This window comes from Pseudoclavibacter sp. 8L, assembly GCF_902506465.1.
In the GTDB taxonomy this organism is placed as follows: domain Bacteria; phylum Actinomycetota; class Actinomycetes; order Actinomycetales; family Microbacteriaceae; genus Pseudoclavibacter.
Genome location: NZ_LR733186.1, coordinates 140,908 through 156,754, shown reverse-complemented (window position 1 = coordinate 156,754; position 15,847 = coordinate 140,908). Strand labels below are relative to the sequence as shown.

15 protein-coding genes and 1 tRNA gene are annotated in these 15,847 nt (G+C 68.4%); 13 read left to right on the top strand and 3 right to left on the bottom strand.

Annotated features, from left to right (window positions below; translation table 11 throughout):
* Nucleotides 1-37: 37 nt before the first annotated feature.
* Nucleotides 38-586 carry a flavin reductase family protein gene (locus tag GV007_RS07425; protein WP_160071726.1) on the bottom strand — a complete coding sequence of 183 codons (549 nt, stop codon included), beginning with the start codon at nucleotides 584-586 and terminating at the stop codon, nucleotides 38-40.
* 214 nt (nucleotides 587-800) lie between these two features.
* Nucleotides 801-886: transfer RNA gene (locus tag GV007_RS07420), tRNA-Leu, on the bottom strand.
* 132 nt (nucleotides 887-1,018) lie between these two features.
* On the opposite strand from GV007_RS07420, the gene GV007_RS07415 reads away from it, so the two are divergent.
* From GV007_RS07415 to mshC, 3 genes are all read left to right on the top strand, one after another.
* On the top strand, nucleotides 1,019-2,329 hold the full coding sequence (locus tag GV007_RS07415; RefSeq protein WP_160071725.1) for a M20/M25/M40 family metallo-hydrolase: 1,311 nt from the start codon (nucleotides 1,019-1,021) through the stop codon (nucleotides 2,327-2,329).
* Between the two features lie 163 nt (nucleotides 2,330-2,492).
* On the top strand, nucleotides 2,493-3,335 hold the full coding sequence (locus GV007_RS07410; protein ID WP_104241188.1) for an undecaprenyl-diphosphate phosphatase: 843 nt from the start codon (nucleotides 2,493-2,495) through the stop codon (nucleotides 3,333-3,335).
* Nucleotides 3,336-3,399: 64 nt separating this feature from the next.
* Nucleotides 3,400-4,716, top strand: coding sequence for a cysteine--1-D-myo-inosityl 2-amino-2-deoxy-alpha-D-glucopyranoside ligase (mshC, locus tag GV007_RS07405; RefSeq protein ID WP_160071724.1), 1,317 nt, complete (start codon nucleotides 3,400-3,402; stop codon nucleotides 4,714-4,716).
* Between the two features lie 45 nt (nucleotides 4,717-4,761).
* Here the strand turns inward: mshC and GV007_RS07400 are convergent, their stop codons facing one another.
* The gene (locus GV007_RS07400; protein ID WP_236558407.1) at nucleotides 4,762-5,907 is read right to left on the bottom strand and encodes a proteasome assembly chaperone family protein; all 1,146 of its coding nucleotides are present in this window, start codon (nucleotides 5,905-5,907) and stop codon (nucleotides 4,762-4,764) included.
* Between the two features lie 87 nt (nucleotides 5,908-5,994).
* On the opposite strand from GV007_RS07400, the gene GV007_RS07395 reads away from it, so the two are divergent.
* The 10 genes from GV007_RS07395 to GV007_RS07350 all read left to right on the top strand — a co-directional run bounded on the left by GV007_RS07395 (nucleotide 5,995) and on the right by GV007_RS07350 (nucleotide 15,833).
* On the top strand, nucleotides 5,995-6,735 hold the full coding sequence (locus GV007_RS07395) for an HAD family hydrolase (RefSeq protein ID WP_160071722.1): 741 nt from the start codon (nucleotides 5,995-5,997) through the stop codon (nucleotides 6,733-6,735).
* On the top strand, nucleotides 6,732-7,787 hold the full coding sequence (locus GV007_RS07390) for a tRNA (adenine-N1)-methyltransferase (RefSeq protein ID WP_160071721.1): 1,056 nt from the start codon (nucleotides 6,732-6,734) through the stop codon (nucleotides 7,785-7,787). Before GV007_RS07395 ends, GV007_RS07390 begins: the two co-directional genes overlap by 4 nt.
* Nucleotides 7,784-8,779 (top strand): hypothetical protein, encoded by a 996-nt coding sequence (locus tag GV007_RS07385; protein WP_160071720.1) that lies wholly within the window; start codon nucleotides 7,784-7,786, stop codon nucleotides 8,777-8,779. The genes GV007_RS07390 and GV007_RS07385 overlap by 4 nt, the downstream gene beginning before the upstream one ends.
* A 51-nt stretch (nucleotides 8,780-8,830) precedes the next feature.
* Nucleotides 8,831-9,748 carry an FKBP-type peptidyl-prolyl cis-trans isomerase gene (locus GV007_RS07380; RefSeq protein ID WP_160071719.1) on the top strand — a complete coding sequence of 306 codons (918 nt, stop codon included), beginning with the start codon at nucleotides 8,831-8,833 and terminating at the stop codon, nucleotides 9,746-9,748.
* Nucleotides 9,749-9,757: 9 nt separating this feature from the next.
* The gene (locus GV007_RS07375; protein ID WP_160071718.1) at nucleotides 9,758-10,783 is read left to right on the top strand and encodes a helix-turn-helix transcriptional regulator; all 1,026 of its coding nucleotides are present in this window, start codon (nucleotides 9,758-9,760) and stop codon (nucleotides 10,781-10,783) included.
* Entirely contained in the window at nucleotides 10,780-11,751 is a 972-nt protein-coding gene (locus GV007_RS07370) for a helix-turn-helix transcriptional regulator (protein ID WP_160071717.1), read from the top strand. Before GV007_RS07375 ends, GV007_RS07370 begins: the two co-directional genes overlap by 4 nt.
* A gap of 106 nt (nucleotides 11,752-11,857) precedes the next feature.
* A complete protein-coding gene (locus GV007_RS07365; RefSeq protein ID WP_146080545.1) occupies nucleotides 11,858-12,175 on the top strand; it encodes a hypothetical protein in 318 nt (105 codons plus the stop codon).
* A gap of 4 nt (nucleotides 12,176-12,179) precedes the next feature.
* Nucleotides 12,180-12,515 carry a Sec-independent protein translocase subunit TatA gene (gene tatA, locus GV007_RS07360; protein ID WP_160071716.1) on the top strand — a complete coding sequence of 112 codons (336 nt, stop codon included), beginning with the start codon at nucleotides 12,180-12,182 and terminating at the stop codon, nucleotides 12,513-12,515.
* Nucleotide 12,516: 1 nt separating this feature from the next.
* The gene (tatC, locus tag GV007_RS07355) at nucleotides 12,517-13,386 is read left to right on the top strand and encodes a twin-arginine translocase subunit TatC (RefSeq protein ID WP_236558406.1); all 870 of its coding nucleotides are present in this window, start codon (nucleotides 12,517-12,519) and stop codon (nucleotides 13,384-13,386) included.
* Nucleotides 13,383-15,833, top strand: a complete 2,451-nt coding sequence (locus GV007_RS07350; protein WP_160071715.1) for a DEAD/DEAH box helicase — start codon at nucleotides 13,383-13,385, stop codon at nucleotides 15,831-15,833. Before tatC ends, GV007_RS07350 begins: the two co-directional genes overlap by 4 nt.
* The last annotated feature ends 14 nt before the right edge of the window (nucleotides 15,834-15,847 follow it).

The following is a 15,847-nucleotide window of genomic DNA, read 5'->3' as shown; positions in this document are numbered from 1 at the left end:
GCGCCCCCAAACTACCCGACCACACCTCGAGTCCCTCTCAGCTGTGCGGGGCGCCGAGCTTTCGCCACACGCGGTTGCGGTACACGACCCCGTCGTCCTCCAGCGGGGCGCCAGCGCTCCCGTCCCTGGCCTCGACGATGTCCAGGACGACGAGAACCGCCCCGTCCACGTCGAGCGTGCTGCGGACGCTGCCGCGCGCCCAGCGCGTGACGGCCTTGTAGTGGGGTTCTCCGCTCGGCAGATAGCCCCAGCTATCTCGGTCTGCGAAGCGGTCGATACCGCTCGTGGCGGCCACCTGGGCCACCGTGAGCGACGCCTCGTCGATGAAGTGCACGAGCACACTGGACGACGCCAGAATTCCGGGCGTCGCTGAGGAGGCCTTCGACAGCGAGAAGGCCACGAGGGCGGGGGATACGTTGACCGACGTGAGCGACGTGATCGTCATCGCGACCGGACCGGCTTCGCTCGCAGCCGTGAGCACAGCGACGCCTGAGGGGTGCTGGCGGAACAGCGAGCGGAAGCTCTCGGAGAGCTCGGTCTGATCGATCTGGGTGTGGTTCACGAGCGACGTGGTTTCAGCGGGCACTGGTGCACTCCTGGGATGACGGTGGATGGACATCATCGAGCGTCACCTGCGGAGCTTGTCCTGGCAAACCAAGGTTGCCGAGTGTTTCTCTCCGCGCCGTCTCACTACGCAGTGCGTCAGGAAGCGCATCGCAGATGACCTGCGGGAGGGAGCACGACAGCTGCGGGAAGGAACACGAAAGGCCCGGGAGAAAACTCCCGGGCCTTTCAACCTGTGCGCGAGGGGGGACTTGAACCCCCACGCCCTAATACGGGCACTAGCACCTCAAGCTAGCGCGTCTGCCATTTCCGCCACCCGCGCAGGTTGTGCTGTTGAGCACGAGGAGAAACATTACCAGGATTCCGGCGAAACGCTAATCGGGGCCGAAAAGCGTGCATCCCGGGCGAGTCGCGAGGAGCAACTGGGGGACTCTGCGGCGGTAGCGTTGGGGACATGGCTGACTCCCTCGAACTCGATCCGACCGTCACGACGACCCAGGACCTCATCCGCCTCGACACCACGAACTACGGCGAAGGCCGCTCCAAGGGCGAGACCGAGGCTGCGCAGTACCTGGAAGCGCGACTCCGGGCTCTCGGCCTGGACGTCACGACGATCGAGGCGGCCCCAGGACGTCCGAGCATCTTCACCCGCATCCCGGGGCGCAACCCGGAGAAGCCGGCGCTCGTCGTGCACGGCCACACCGATGTCGTCCCAGCGGAAGCTGGCAGCTGGAGCGTCGATCCGTTCGCCGGCGTCATCAAGGACGGCCTCCTGTGGGGGCGCGGTGCCGTCGACATGAAGAACATGGACGCCATGATCCTGACCGCCGTCGAGGAGATCCTCGGCGCGGGTGAGCTGCCTGAGCGCGAGCTGGTCCTCGCGTTCTTCGCCGACGAGGAGAACGGCGGCCAGTTCGGATCCGAGCCCATCGCCCGCGACCATCCAGAGCTCTTCGCGGGCGCGACCCAGGCGATCTCCGAGGTCGGCGGCTACTCGATCACGGTCGGCGGCAAGCGCGCCTACCTGCTGCAGACGGGGGAGAAGGCGCTCCTGTGGCTGCGGCTCCACGCCAAGGGGCGGGCGGCTCACGGCTCACGGGTCATTCCTGCTGAGGAGAATGCCGTGACGCGCCTGGCCCAGGCCATCGCGAAGCTCGGCTCCCACGAGTGGCCCGTTCTCCTCAACGACACGACCTCCTCGATGATCACGGAGCTCGCTCGCCTCCTCGAGGTCGACCCCCAGGAGACCACGCCTGGCGCCATCGTCCTCGCGACCGGCAGCGCGTCTGGGTTCCTCACGGCCAGCCTCCGTTCGACGACGAACCCCACGATGCTGAACGCCGGCTACAAGCACAACGTCATCCCCGAGTCGGCGAGCGTCGCCATCGACGCGCGGCCCTTCCCCGGCGCCGAGGACGAGCTCCTCGCGGAGATCCAGGCGATCGTCGGCGACGACATCGAGATCGAGACCGTGTTCCGAGGCATCGGCACGCAGGCTCCCGTCTCGGGGCCGATCGTCGACGCGGCGACGGCGGCCCTGCAGCGGCACGACCCCGAGGCCGTCGTCGTGCCGTACTTCCTCTCCGGCGGAACCGACAACAAGGCGCTCGCGACGCTCGGCATCGAGGGCTACGGCTTCGCCCCGCTCCGACTCCCGGAGGGCATCGACTTCCCGGCGATGTTCCACGGCGTCGACGAGCGCGTGCCGCTCGAGTCGCTGGTCTTCGGGCGCAAGGTGCTCGGAGACTTCCTGCGCAGCTACTGAGCGCCCGGGGGCGTGCCCCGTTTGGGCACGCCCCCGCTCCACATCCATTCGACTCCGGGGTGCCCTCCGCGCCCGACTCCCGGATTCGTGTTAGCGTGCGCCGGGCCCGACGTGACCTCGACCGCGGCCGCAGCAGGAAATCTCTCTCGAAAAGGCAGTGGCAATGAACTGGTTTGACGCCGTCATCCTCGGACTCGTGCAGGCGCTCACTGAGTTCCTCCCGATCTCCTCGAGCGCGCACATTCGCATCGTCGGCGAGTGGATCGGCGTGCAGGACCCTGGGGCGACGTTCACCGCCATCATCCAGCTGGGCACCGAGGCGGCCGTCCTTGTCTACTTCTGGGGCGACATCAAGCGCATCATCTCGCGCTGGTTCGGCTCGCTTCGCGGCAGTGTTCCCCGGAGCGATCCGGATGCGCGCATGGGCTGGCTCATCATCTTCGGCTCGATCCCGATCGTCGTCCTCGGCTTCCTGCTGCAGAGCCTGATCCGGGACCAGTTCAGGTCGCTGTGGATCGTGGCGTTCACGCTCATCATCTTCGGCGTCATCCTCGGCCTCGCCGACATCTTCGGGAAGCGCGCGAAGGCACTGCAGGACCTCAACACGAGAGACGGCATCGTCTACGGGTTCGCTCAGGCGCTCGCCCTCATCCCCGGCGTCTCGCGCTCTGGCGGCACGATCACGGCTGGACGCATCATGGGCTACGACCGCCCGTCGGCTGCCCGCTACAGCTTCCTCCTGGCCGTGCCAGCCGTCTTCGGCTCCGGCTTCTACGAGCTCGTCTCCGCGTTCGGGGAGACGGAGGGGGCCCAGGCGCCCGTCGTCGGAACGATCATCGCGACGATCATCTCGTTCGTGGTCGGCCTCGTCGTCATCAAGTACCTCATGGCGTACCTCAACAAGGGCAGCTTCCTGCCATTCGTGGTGTACCGAATCGCACTCGGGACGCTCATCATCATCCTGCTGTCGTTCGGGCTCATGGACCCGACGAGCGGCGCCGCCTGACGCTGACACGCGGTGGGGAGTTCCACTCGACGGTGAAGGCTGGGGTGCGACATAGGATGTCCCGGTGCGAACCGTTCCCTCGTGGCCCATCCCTGCAGTCCCCTCGGTAGCCGGCAACGGCGGTGGTCCGATCAGGGTCTTCGACTCGGCGAGCGGACGTGTGCAGGACACCGTCACCCCCGATGGGATCGCGACCCTCTACGTCTGCGGGATCACCCCATACGACGCGACGCACCTCGGCCACGCGGCCACGTACCTCGCGTTCGACACCCTCGGACGCGCCTGGCGCGATGCGGGTCTCGAGGTCAGGTACGCGCAGAACATCACGGACGTCGACGACCCACTCCTCGAGCGCGCCGCCAAGACGGGGCGCGACTGGCAGGAGATCGCGACCTCGCAGACCGACCTCTTCCGTTCGGACATGGCCGCGCTTCGCGTGCTGCCGCCCGACGCGTACGTTCGGGTGCAGGACAGCATTGCCGAGACGGGCGACGCCATCGCGAAGCTCATCGACGCGGGACTCGCCTACCGGGTCGCCGTCGCGAGCGACGCGGCGCCCGCTCCTGTCACGGAGCTCGGCGACGTGTACTACGACGTCGCGGCCGCCGAAACCGCCAGCAGCTGGACGATGGGCGACGTCTCCGGGTACACCCCGGCCGAGATGGAAGCCGCATTCCTCGAGTTCGGGGGAGACCCCGACCGTGAGGGCAAGCACGGCCCCTTCGACCCACTGCTCTGGCGCAGCGCGCGAGACGGCGAGCCCGCCTTCGAGAGCGCCGTGGGACTCGGTCGTCCCGGTTGGCATATCGAGTGCTCCGTCATCGCGACACGCACGCTCGGGGCCCCGATCTCGGTGCAGGGCGGCGGCCGGGACCTTCGCTTCCCCCACCACGAGCTCTCGGCCGCGCACGCGATCTCGCTGACCTCGGCGGACTCGAACGGCTCAGCCGCCGACTTCGCGCGAGCGTACGCGCATGCTGGCCTCATCGCCTACGACGGAACCAAGATGTCGAAGTCCCTCGGCAACCTCGTGCTCGTCTCGCGGCTCACCGCCGATGGCGTCGATCCCATGGCGATCAGGCTCGCGATGCTCTCCCACCACTACCGGAGCGACTGGGAGTGGACCGACGCGGAGCTCGAGCGCTCGAGCGAGCGCCTGTCTGCCTGGCGCGAGCGGGCAGGGCGGTCGACCACCGGAGCGGTCTCGCCCGAGCAGAGCAGCTTCGTCACGCGGATGCGGGCTGCGATCGCCGAGGATCTGAACACCCCAGCAGTCGTCGAGATCGTCGACGAGTGGGTTCAGGCGCCTCCGGCCGACAGAGACGGCGACGTCGCCAGGCTCGTCGACGCTCTCCTGGGTGTGAGCCTCACCAGCGAGTAGCTCCGAGCAGGATCCTGGCTCGGAGACCCGCCGCTCCTGGCTGGGTCAGTCCTCGGCGTCCTCGGTACCCTCGGTTGTCTCACCGTCACGGTCGCGGGGTTCCCGGCCGGGACCGCCTTCGGTGTCCTGGGCGGCATCGGACTCGGGCTCGGCGGCATCCGCATCCTGGGCGCCGTCCTCGGGCGTCGCTCGACGGTCGCCTCCCATGGGCCGCTGCGCGGTCCCGGAGAGATCCGTCGGGAACGCCCCTGGCCCCGGCTGCGGCTTCTTCCCGGCCGCCTGCTCGAGGAAGCGCTCGAACTCCTGCGCGATCGCCTCCCCGGACGCCTCAGGCGCCTCGACCATGTCGCGCGTCCGCTCGAGGTAGCCGACGTACTGCGCGATCTCCTCGTCCTGCGCGGTCGCCTCCGTCACCTCCGCCTCCCATTCTGCGGACTCGGTGACGAGCTCGCCGTGGGGGATCGAGACATCAACTATCTCGGTGAGTCGGTCGACGAGCGCGAGCGTGGCCTTCGGGGACGGCGAGTGATGCGCGTAGTGGGGAACGGAGGCCCAGAGCGAGAGCACCAGCATGCCGCGCGAACGCGCTTCCTCGCCGATCGCCGACAGCACCCCCGTCGGGCCCTCGTACTCACTGCGGTCGATGTCGAGCTCTTCCCGGACCGCAGCGTCGTCGCTCGACATGAAGATGGTGATCGGTCGGGTGTGGGGTACGTCAGCGAGGAGCGCGCCGACGAGCACGATGCGTGTGATGCCCTCCCGCTCGCACAGGTCGACGACGTGCTTCGTGAAGCTCCGCCACCGCAGCGTCGGCTCGGGGCCGATGAGCACGAACACGTTCTCTCCGTTGTCGGAGCTCACGGAGAGCCCCGCGTCTGCCGCGAGCTCCGTGGTCTCGGCCGGGGCATCCGCCTCCGAGGCCTCACGAAGCGGGATGCCACTGAAGGCGACGCTCGGCCACTGGATCTTCCGGATGCCCTCCACGCCTGCCTTCATGACCGGGCGGTGGATCGAGTAGTCGAAGAACGACTCGTCGTCGATGTCCTCGATGAGGCGGTCCGCGCCGATAGCCTCCTGCAGCGATCGGACGGCGCTCGAGGCCGCATCGCCCGCGTCGTTCCAACCGAGCAGGGCGACCACGAGCAGTCGGCCTCGCGCAAATGGTGTGGTGGCCTCGCTGTGATCCGTCACCGTGCTCCTCGCCATGGATGGACTGTCGTCCAAGGATACGCGGCGGGGCGTCGGCAGCCGCCCGGCCGCCCCGTAGACTGTCGCCCCGTGGCTCCTTCGAAACTTCCCGCCGCCGTCCTGTGGGACATGGACGGCACCATCGTCGACACCGAGCAGTACTGGCAGACCGCCCAGCTGAACCTCCTCAGCGACCACGGCCTGCCTCCGCTCACCGAAGAGCAGGAGCTGGGGATGGTGGGCTCGAGCATGGCCGACGCGTCCGAGTTCTTCGCTCGCCTCGGCGTCAGGCTCGAGCCGCAGGCGATCGTGGATCACATGAACTCGACCGTCATGGCGAGCATCCTCAGGGAGCTCGACTGGCGGCCCGGAGCTCTGGAGCTGCTGACGGACCTGCACGCTGCGGGCATCCCGAACGCGCTCGTGACGAACTCGACGCGCATCCTCGCCGACGCAGTCGTCTCGACGCTCGACGCCCCGCTGTTCACGATCGTGATCGCTGGCGACGAGGTCGACAACGGCAAGCCGCACCCCGAACCTTACCTCCGCGCGGCCGAGCAGCTGGGCGTCGCACCGGAGAGCTGCATCGCGGTCGAGGACTCGCGCCGCGGCCTCGAGGCCGCTCGGGCCGCCGGATGCGCGACGATCGGCATCCCTCACGGCCAGACGCTCGAGGCGCACCACGCGCATCTCGTGACGCACACGCTCGAGGGCATCACCCTCGACGAGCTCGGCGAACTCGTTGAGCGCGTCGCAAGCGCAGCGGCGACGGGACAAGACGCACAGACGGCAGACGACGCCGCCAACCGAGAAAGCGAAGCACAGCTATGACCCAGACCGACATCGGCGGACCCTTCCGCGCTGGAGACCGCGTGCAGCTGACCGGCCCGAAGGGGCGCGTCAGCACCCTCTACCTGGAGCCAGGCAAGCGCTACTTCATGCACAAGGGCATGATCGACCACGACACGATCATCGGCGTCGACGAGGGCTCGGTCATCGCCGCGACCGACGGGGGCCAGTACCTGGCGCTGCGTCCGCTGCTCGAGGACATCGTCATGTCCATGCCGCGCGGTGCCGCCATCATCTACCCGAAGGATGCCGCGGCGATTCTCGCGAAGGCCGACATCCGCCCTGGTGCACGCGTCATCGAAGCCGGCGTCGGCTCGGGCGCGCTCTCGCTCTGGATCCTGCGCATGCTCGGGGGCACGGGCTCGCTCACGTCCTTCGAGCGCCGGGAGGAGTTCGCCCAGGTCGCGGAGGGCAACGTCATCAGCGTCATGGGCGAGAAGCCGGACAACTGGAACCTCGTGCTCGGCGACCTCGCCGAAGCGCTCCCCGCGCAGCACGCCGACGGGACGGCCGACCGGGCCGTGCTCGACATGCTCGCCCCCTGGGAGTGCCTCGAGGTCGTCGCGGACGCCCTCAAGCCCGGCGGAGTGCTGCTCTGCTACGTTGCCACGGTCACCCAGCTGTCCCGCGTCGCCGAGGCCATCCGCGCAACCGGACTCTTCACCGATCCGAATGCCGACGAGACGATGGTCCGCGGCTGGCACGTCGAGGGCCTCGCGGTGCGTCCCGACCACCGCATGATCGGTCACACCGGCTTCCTGCTCACCGCCCGCCGCCTCGCGGATGGCGCCGTCCTGCCGAACCTCAAGCGCCGAGCCTCCAAGTCGGACTTCAGCGACGAGGACGTGGAGATCTGGACGCCGGGATCGCTGGGCGACCGACAGGTGAGCGACAAGGTGCTCCGCAAGCGCGCCAGACTCGCGCAGCGCGGCGCGGCCATCACCTCGGGGCAGGGCAGCGAGCCGGCTGCCCCCGAGACGCAGCAGGACGACACCGAGGCGCAGAGCACCGGACCAGAGGGAGAGAGCGAATGAATCGCACACGAATCCGACTCGCGGGGGCCGCGCTGACCGCGTCCGCCGTCGCGATCGCCCTCACGGGCTGCGTCACCTGGCCGGAGAGCGAGCTCGACGTCGCGGCGTGCGAGCTGCCCGGCGTGGAGGGCACCGCGTCGACGAGCATCTCGGCGGACGGCGCATTCGGCGAGCTCAGCGGTGCGACCCTGCCGCATCCGCTGTCGGTGACCGCTCTCGAGACCACACGTGACGGCGTCGGAACCGGCGACCCGGTCACTCCGTCCGGAGTCGTGCGAGCCAACTTCGAGCTGCTCGACGGAGCCGGCGGCGAGGTGCTCGTTCCCTACAGCCCGACGGTTGCGGACGAGTCCGGCGCCTCGGCGCCCACGAGTGTTGCGACGATCGCGAACACCTTCCCTGGGCTGGCGGAGGCGATCGAGTGCTCGCAGACCGGCGAGCGCGTCGTCGCCGTCATGCCCGCGAGCATCCTGTTCGGCGAAGCCGCGGCGTCGACGGGCGTCGACCCGGCCATGACGATCGTCGCCATCGCCGATGTGCTCGACGTGTACCCGTCGAGTGCCGGTGGGCGCATCGCCGCCCCCGAAGACGGCATCCCGGCCGTCGTGACGGCGCCGAACGGCACCCCGGGTGTCACCATGCCAGCCCAGGACCCGCCAGCAGCCCCGAAGCGACACGTGCGCATCGACGGCTACGGCTCCCCGGTCGCCGAGGGACAGGCAGTGACGATGCAGCTCTCGGCCTTCGACTGGACGACGGGCGAGCAGGTCGCATCCACGTGGACGCCCGGCAACAACGTGCTCCAGCTCACCATGGCACCCACAGACGGGCTCTTCGGCCTGAGCCAGGAGATCGTCGGCACCCCGGTGGGCTCGCAGCTCGTCGTCGTCCTTCCTCCCGAGCGCCTCGCGTCCCAGCCAGGGCCGTTGAACGCCACAGCCACGCAGGGACGCACCCTGGTCTTCGTGATCGACATCCTGGCCGCCGAGTAGCGACCAGGCCGACTCCCCAACCTCCCTCCCGACTCCACGCAAGGCGGATCAATGCAACGACGTCTCCCCGCGATCGCCGCGGCCCTCCTCATCTCGCTCGGCCTGGCCTCATGCGCCGGCAGCTCGACCCCCGCCGCGAGCGGAGACGCGCTCAACGGCGTCCAGGTCAGCGGTGAGTACGGCGCAGCGCCGAGCGTCGAGATCGGCGACGTTGCAGGTCTCGGCGAGGAGATGGAGCGCCGCGTCGAGATCGAGGGTGACGGCGAGGAGATCACGCTCGACTCCACGGTCGCCGCGAACCTCACGGTGTACGACGCAGGCACGAAAGCCGAGGAGAGCCCGTACGCGCCGCTCGGGCAGGTCCTCGACCTCAACGCGGAGGGCATCCCGGGCTACCTCACGGGGCTCTTCGATGGCGTGACTTCCGGCTCGCGCGTCGTCGCCCTCATCCCCGCGGCCCTGCTCCTCGAAGGAACGGCCAACGCCGGAGCGACGGACACGCCTCCCGCGCTTGTCGTCGCAGACGTTATCGAGGTCCCGGAGACGCGGGCCACGGGAGCCGAGCAGGCATCGACCCAGTCGCTCGTCACGGTGACGGATGCAGCCGAAGGCGCTCCGCAGGTCACGATCGTCGACGGTGCGACTGCGCCGGACGAGCTGGTCCTCGAGACACGCAAGCTCGGCACCGGCCCCGTCGTGGCGGAAGGCAGCTCCGTCGTCGTCCAGTACACGGGCGTCCTCTTCGCGACGGGCGAGACGTTCGACAGCTCCTGGGACCGCGGCACCCCAGCCCAGTTCTCCACCACCGGTGTCGTCGACGGCTTCGCGCAGGCCCTGGTCGGCCAGACGGTCGGCTCGCAGGTCATCGCCGTCATCCCGCCGGCCCTCGGCTATGGCGACCAGGCGAGCGAGGCGATTCCCGCCGGCTCCACGCTGGTCTTCGTCGTCGACATCCTCGGCACGATCTAACATCGAGGCGTGGCAAGCGAGCGAACACCCCGAGCCAAGGCGCCCTCCGCTGCTGAGCGCCAGTTCTCGCTGGTCCTCGCGCTCCTGACGACCGAGCGAGGACTCACGAAGAGCGACATCTTCGAGACCGTGCACGGGTACTCGGGCGACGGCAGCGGGAGTGCGGCTACCGCGCGCGAGAAACGATTCGAGCGCGACAAGACCGAGCTGAGAGACCTCGGCGTTCCCGTCGAGGTCATCGACGACCCTTCGGCGCCCGGCAACAACCAGCTCGCTCGCTACCGGGTTCCTCAAGGCGGGTTCTCCATGCCGGCAGGACTCGAGTTCGATGCTGAGGAGACGGCCCTGCTCGCACTGGCCGCCCAGGTGTGGCGCGAGGGCTCGGTCTCGCAGGAGTCGAGGCGCGGCCTCATGAAGCTGAAGGCGCTGGGGGAGACCACCAGCGAGGACCTCGTCGGCGTGGCACCGCGCCTTCGGGCTCGCGACGCGGCCTTCGAGCCCCTCTCGACAGCCATCGAGGAGGGGCGACTCGTCTCGTTCTCGTACGCGAAGCCCGGCGAGGAAGCTGCGCGGGTTCGCCGGGTCGAACCGCTTGCGCTGGTGTTGGCCGACGCGAACTGGCTGCTCGTCTCCTACGATCTCGACCGGGCCAGCGAGCGCATGTTCCTCCTGGCGCGCATCCTCTCGACGCCGAGGACACTCGGCGCGGTCGACACGAAGCGCTACCCGGGCGTGACCCCTGAACAGCACGCGGCACGAGCGCTCGACGCGCTGGCGGAACTCGCGCGCAGGCAGCGCGCGCGACTCGAGGTCCGTGAGGGCTCGGACGCGGAGGTCAGGCTCCGCTCCGTCGCGTCCGCGGCCGACACCCCCTGGCGCGAGATCGAGCTCGGCTACACCGACGTGGACCTCCTCGCGAATCGCCTCGCCTCCTTCGGCTCGGAGGTCCGTGTGCTCGAGCCTGAACAGCTCGCCAAGCTCGTCGAGGCGCGTCTGACCGCGGTCGTCTCCGACCACAGCGAGGTCGCCCCGTGAGCCCCTTCGTCTCCGCCGACCGTCTCGCGCTCCTCGTGTCACTCGTGCCGTACCTGCGCCAGCAGGAAGCAGCGGTGCCCGTCGAGACCGCGGCGAGCCACTTCGGCGTGAGCACAACGCAGGTCCGGGATGCGGTCCGACTCATCGCGGTGTCCGGCACACCGGGAGATGCGGGGGTCTACAGCCACCTCGACCTCTTCGACATCAACTGGGATGCCTTCGAGGCGCACGACCTCATCGAGGTGACCCACTTCGTCGCCCTCGAGGAAGCGCCGCGCATGTCCAACCGAGAAGCGGCAGCCGTGATCGCCGGCCTCGGGTTCCTGCGCAGCCTCCCTCGACTCGTCGATGAGAACCGCATCGACGATCTCCTCCGGAAGCTCGGAGCGAGCGGCGCAGCGCCCCACTTCGCCTTCGGCTCGACCGCTGAGCCTCCTGCTGCCCGCGACGCCGTCTCAGCCGCTCTCGCCACGCGAAGGCGCCTGCGCTTCCGATACCGGCGCGAGGACGGCGAGGAGAGCATGCGCCACGTGGATCCCTTCACACTCGAGACCCTGGGCGGCGACCTGTTTTTGCGCGGCTGGTGCCTGGAGCGCGACGCCGAGCGCGTGTTCCGGCTCGACCGAATGCGCGAGGCGGTGGTCACGGATGTTTCTGCCGAGTCTCATCCTGCGGTCGAGACGTCCCGCCCGATCTTCACGCCGAGCGAGGATCATGTCCTCGTCACGATCGAGGCTGGAGCCGCTGTCCTGCCGCTCCTGCGCGACTACCTGCCGCCGGGTCAGCCCGCGCCGGCTGTCGACGAACGTGGACGCGCTACCGTGCAGGTCCGGATCGCCTCGATGCGACATCTTGCCCGTCTTATCGCCGGGAACGCGGGGGAGATGCGCGTCATGGCGCCCGCGTCCGCGCGTGCTGCCGTCGCCGACTGGGCTGCTACGGCGCTCCGCGAGCACGACGAGCGCTGAACCCCGACGGCGGGCCGACGCCGGGTGACTGGCGATTCAGCGCAGACCAGGTATCGTTGGAGTCACTATGCCGTGGTGGAGTTGGGTTCTCATCTGGGTGGGCCTCGTGCTCATCCTGCTTGGCGTGCTCGGTGCACTGGGCTACTGGCTCTTCAAGAAGGTCGTCCTCCTGCAGGGCGAGCTGGCGGGCCTCGAGGTTCTCCTCGAGGCGTTCGAGAAGCGTGCGCAAACGCTCGTCTCATTCACGCCTCCACGGAGCAATGCGATCGTTCGCGGTCTCCGCGAGGTCCAAGTCGAGCGAGGTGCGCTGAAAGAAGCGCTCGACGAAACCAAAGAGCAGCGTCACGAGCAACGCCTCGAGCGTGGCCGTGAGCTGACGACCGCAGACCCGTTTCAATATGAACACCTTGTGAAAGGCAACTGACACCATGCCGAATCTGACTGGCCCACACCTCATCATCATCCTGGTGATCGTCCTGTTGCTCTTCGGCGCCCCGAAGCTCCCGGGCCTCGCGAAGAGCATCGGACAGTCGATGCGCATCTTCCGCGGTGAAGTCAAGAACATGAAGAAGGACGACGAGGTCGACGGCACGCCGTCGACAGACGTGTACTCGCAGCCTGCTGCCGCTGCGCCACAGGCGCCCGCCGCGCCGCAGGCACCTGTGACGCCTCCCGTTCAGAACTCCGCTCCGGCAGCGCCGGCTCCTGAGGCGCCCGCTGCCCCGAGCTCCGACGCCAGGGGCACCACTGGTCCATCCAACTGACGTGACCCTCCAGCCAAGCGAGGGGCCGTCCCCGGTCGAAGCACCGAAGGCGACGCCGAAGAGAGCGAAGAAGGACCGCAGGCGCGATCCTGACGGGCGCATGCGCCTCGCGGAGCACCTCATCGAGTTCCGCAACCGGCTCATCATCTCCGCGATCGGCATCGTGCTCGGCATGGTGGGCGGCTTCCTGCTCACGGACTGGGTCTTCAACCTGATGGCCGCCCCCATCCACGACATCGCTGAGACCCGCGGTCGAACGGCGGACCTGAACTTCCAGAGCATCACGGGCGCCTTCGATCTGCGACTGCAGATCTCCCTCGGCCTCGGTGTGATCCTGTCCTCGCCGGTCTGGCTCTACCAGATCTGGATGTTCGTCGTCCCCGGACTCAAGAAGAACGAACGGTGGTACGCCATCGGCTTCGTGGGGACGGCGATCCCGCTGTTCCTCGCTGGTGTCTGGGTCGCCTGGCTGCTGATGCCCCGCATCGTCGAGGTCATGGTCAGCTTCGCGCCTGAGGACAGCGCGAGCCTCATCAGCGCTGGCGACTACTACAAGCTCATCATGACGCTGTGCATCGCGGTGGGCATCGCCTTCGTGCTCCCGGTGATCCTCGTCATGCTCAACTTCGCGGGCGTCATCACGGGCTCAGCGATTCTCAAGGGGTGGCGCACGGCCGTGCTGCTCGTCGCGCTCTTCGCGGCGATGGCAACGCCGTCGGCTGACGTCCTCTCCATGTTCTTCCTGATGGCCCCAATGCTCGGCCTGTACTTCCTCGCCGTCGGCATCGCCATGATCAACGACCGACGGCGCGCGAAGAAGCACAAGAAGTTCGAGGCCGAGCTGGCGGCGGCCGAAGCGTCGGCTGCATGACCCCGAGCCCGTCCGAGCGCTTCGCGGCCAGCAGGTCCCGCGCTCAGCTGCAGCAGTTCGAGCTGTTCCGTCGCGAACTGAGCTTCGACCTCGACGAGTTCCAGATCGCGTCCTGCGCGAGCGTCGAGGCCGGCAAGAGCGTGCTCGTCGCGGCGCCGACGGGCGCTGGCAAGACCGTCGTCGCCGAGTTCGGCGTCTTCCTCGCCATGCGCCAGCCGAACGCCAAGATCTTCTACACGGCGCCGATCAAGGCGCTGAGCAATCAGAAGTTCAGCGAGTTCGTGCGCCGCTACGGCGAGAGCGAAGTCGGCCTCCTCACGGGAGACGTCAACATCAACCCGCGCGCGCGGATCGTCGTCATGACCACCGAAGTGCTGCGGAACATGCTCTACGCAGGCAGCGACCTGCTCGACGACCTCGCGTACGTCATCATGGACGAAGTCCACTACCTCGCCGACCGGTTCAGGGGTGCCGTCTGGGAAGAGGTGATCATCCACCTTCCCAGCGAGGTGCGACTCATCTCCCTGTCGGCGACGGTCTCGAACGCCGAGGAGTTCGGCGACTGGCTGCAGACTGTGCGCGGCGACACCGACGTCATCGTCTCCGAAGAGCGCCCCACACCGCTGTTCCAGCACGTGCTCGTCGGCCAGCGCCTCTACGACCTCTTCGAGACCCGTGACGGCGACATCGCCGACCGCGTGAACCCCGACCTCGTCCGGGCCACGCAGGGCGGCGGCGGGCGGCGCGAAGACGGCCGCGACCGCGACCGCGTCGGACGCAGGGGCCGGGGGAGCAGCTGGAAGGAGCAGCGATTCCAGACGGCCAGGGCCGACCGAGCGGGCCTGACCCGCATGCTCGACGATGCCGACATGCTGCCTGCCATCAACTTCATCTTCAGCCGCAAGGGGTGCGACCAGGCCGTCTCCCAGGTGCTTCGCGCCGGCGTCTCGCTGACCACTCGCGAGGAACGCGACGAGATCCGCTGGATCGTCGAGGACCGCTGCCGCAACCTCCTCGATCAGGACCTCGCGGTCCTCGGCTACTACGAGTGGACGGAAGCCCTCGAGCGCGGCATCGCCGCCCACCACGCGGGGCTGCTGCCTGCGTTCAAGGAAGTCGTCGAGGAGCTCTTCCAGCGCAAGCTCGTGAAGCTCGTCTTCGCGACCGAGACGCTAGCGCTCGGCATCAACATGCCGGCCCGCACGGTCGTGCTGGAGAAGCTCGAGAAGTTCAACGGCGAATCGCGAGTGCCCATCACTCCCGGCGAGTACACGCAGCTGACCGGACGAGCAGGCCGCCGTGGCATCGACATCGAAGGCCACGCAGTCGTGCAGTGGGTCGGCGGAATGCATCCCCAGGCGATCGCCTCGCTCGCCTCGCGTCGCTCCTACCCGATGAATTCGAGCTTCAAACCGACCTTCAACATGGCGGTCAACCTCATCGACCGGTTCGGACGCGCGCGTACCCGCTCCGTGCTCGAGTCATCGTTCGCGCAGTTCCAGGCGGACAGAGCAGTCGTCGACCTCGCGAAGCGAGTGCGTCAGCAGGAGGAGGCCCTCGCGGGCTACGAGGACGGCATGAACTGCCACCTCGGCGACTTCTTCGAGTACTCGCGCATCCGCCGCGAGCTCAACGATCTCGAGCGCAAGCGCATCCCCCACGACGAGGCGCACCAGCACGCCGCGCGCGAGCGCAGGCAGGCGAAGCTGACGCAGCTCCAGAACGCCCTCAAGCGGCACCCCTGCCATGTCTGCCCGGACAGGGAGCAGCATGCTCGCTGGGGTGAGCGCTACTGGAAGCTGAAGCACGACAACGACAAGCTGACCCGGCAGATCGAATCGAGAACGGGCGCCGTCGCGCAGGTCTTCGACCGGATCACCGAACTCCTGCTGGATCTCGGCTACCTGGCCCCCGCCGACAGCGGCGACAAAGACCTCGCCGTGACCGACCACGGCCGCACGCTCGCGCGCATCTACGGCGAGCGTGACCTGCTCATCGCCGAGTGCCTGCGCAGACAGGTGTGGAACGAGCTGAACCCCCAGCAGCTTGCCGCCATGGCTGCAGTCCTCGTCTACGAGCCGCGCCGCGAAGAGGAGACCCTCGAGGAGTACCAGCTTCCTCGCGGAGCGTTCCGCGGGGCCATGCAGACCACCGAGAAGCACTGGCAGTCGCTCGACGAGCTGGCCGAGAAGTACCGCGTGCCACGCTCGTCGCGCCTGGCCACGAACCTCGCCCCCGCCATCTTCCACTGGGCGCATGGCGCCGAGCTCGAGCGGGTCCTCGAGGAGTCGAACCTCGCGGCGGGCGACTTCGTGCGGTGGTGCAAGCAGGTGCTCGACGTGCTCGACCAGATCGAGAAGGTCGCAGAGGGCAAGTTCGCGACGACAGCCCGACAGGCGTCCAGCAGCGTGCGTCGGGGCATCGTTGCCTATTCGGGGGTGGGGTGAGGTCCGTCTGGCTC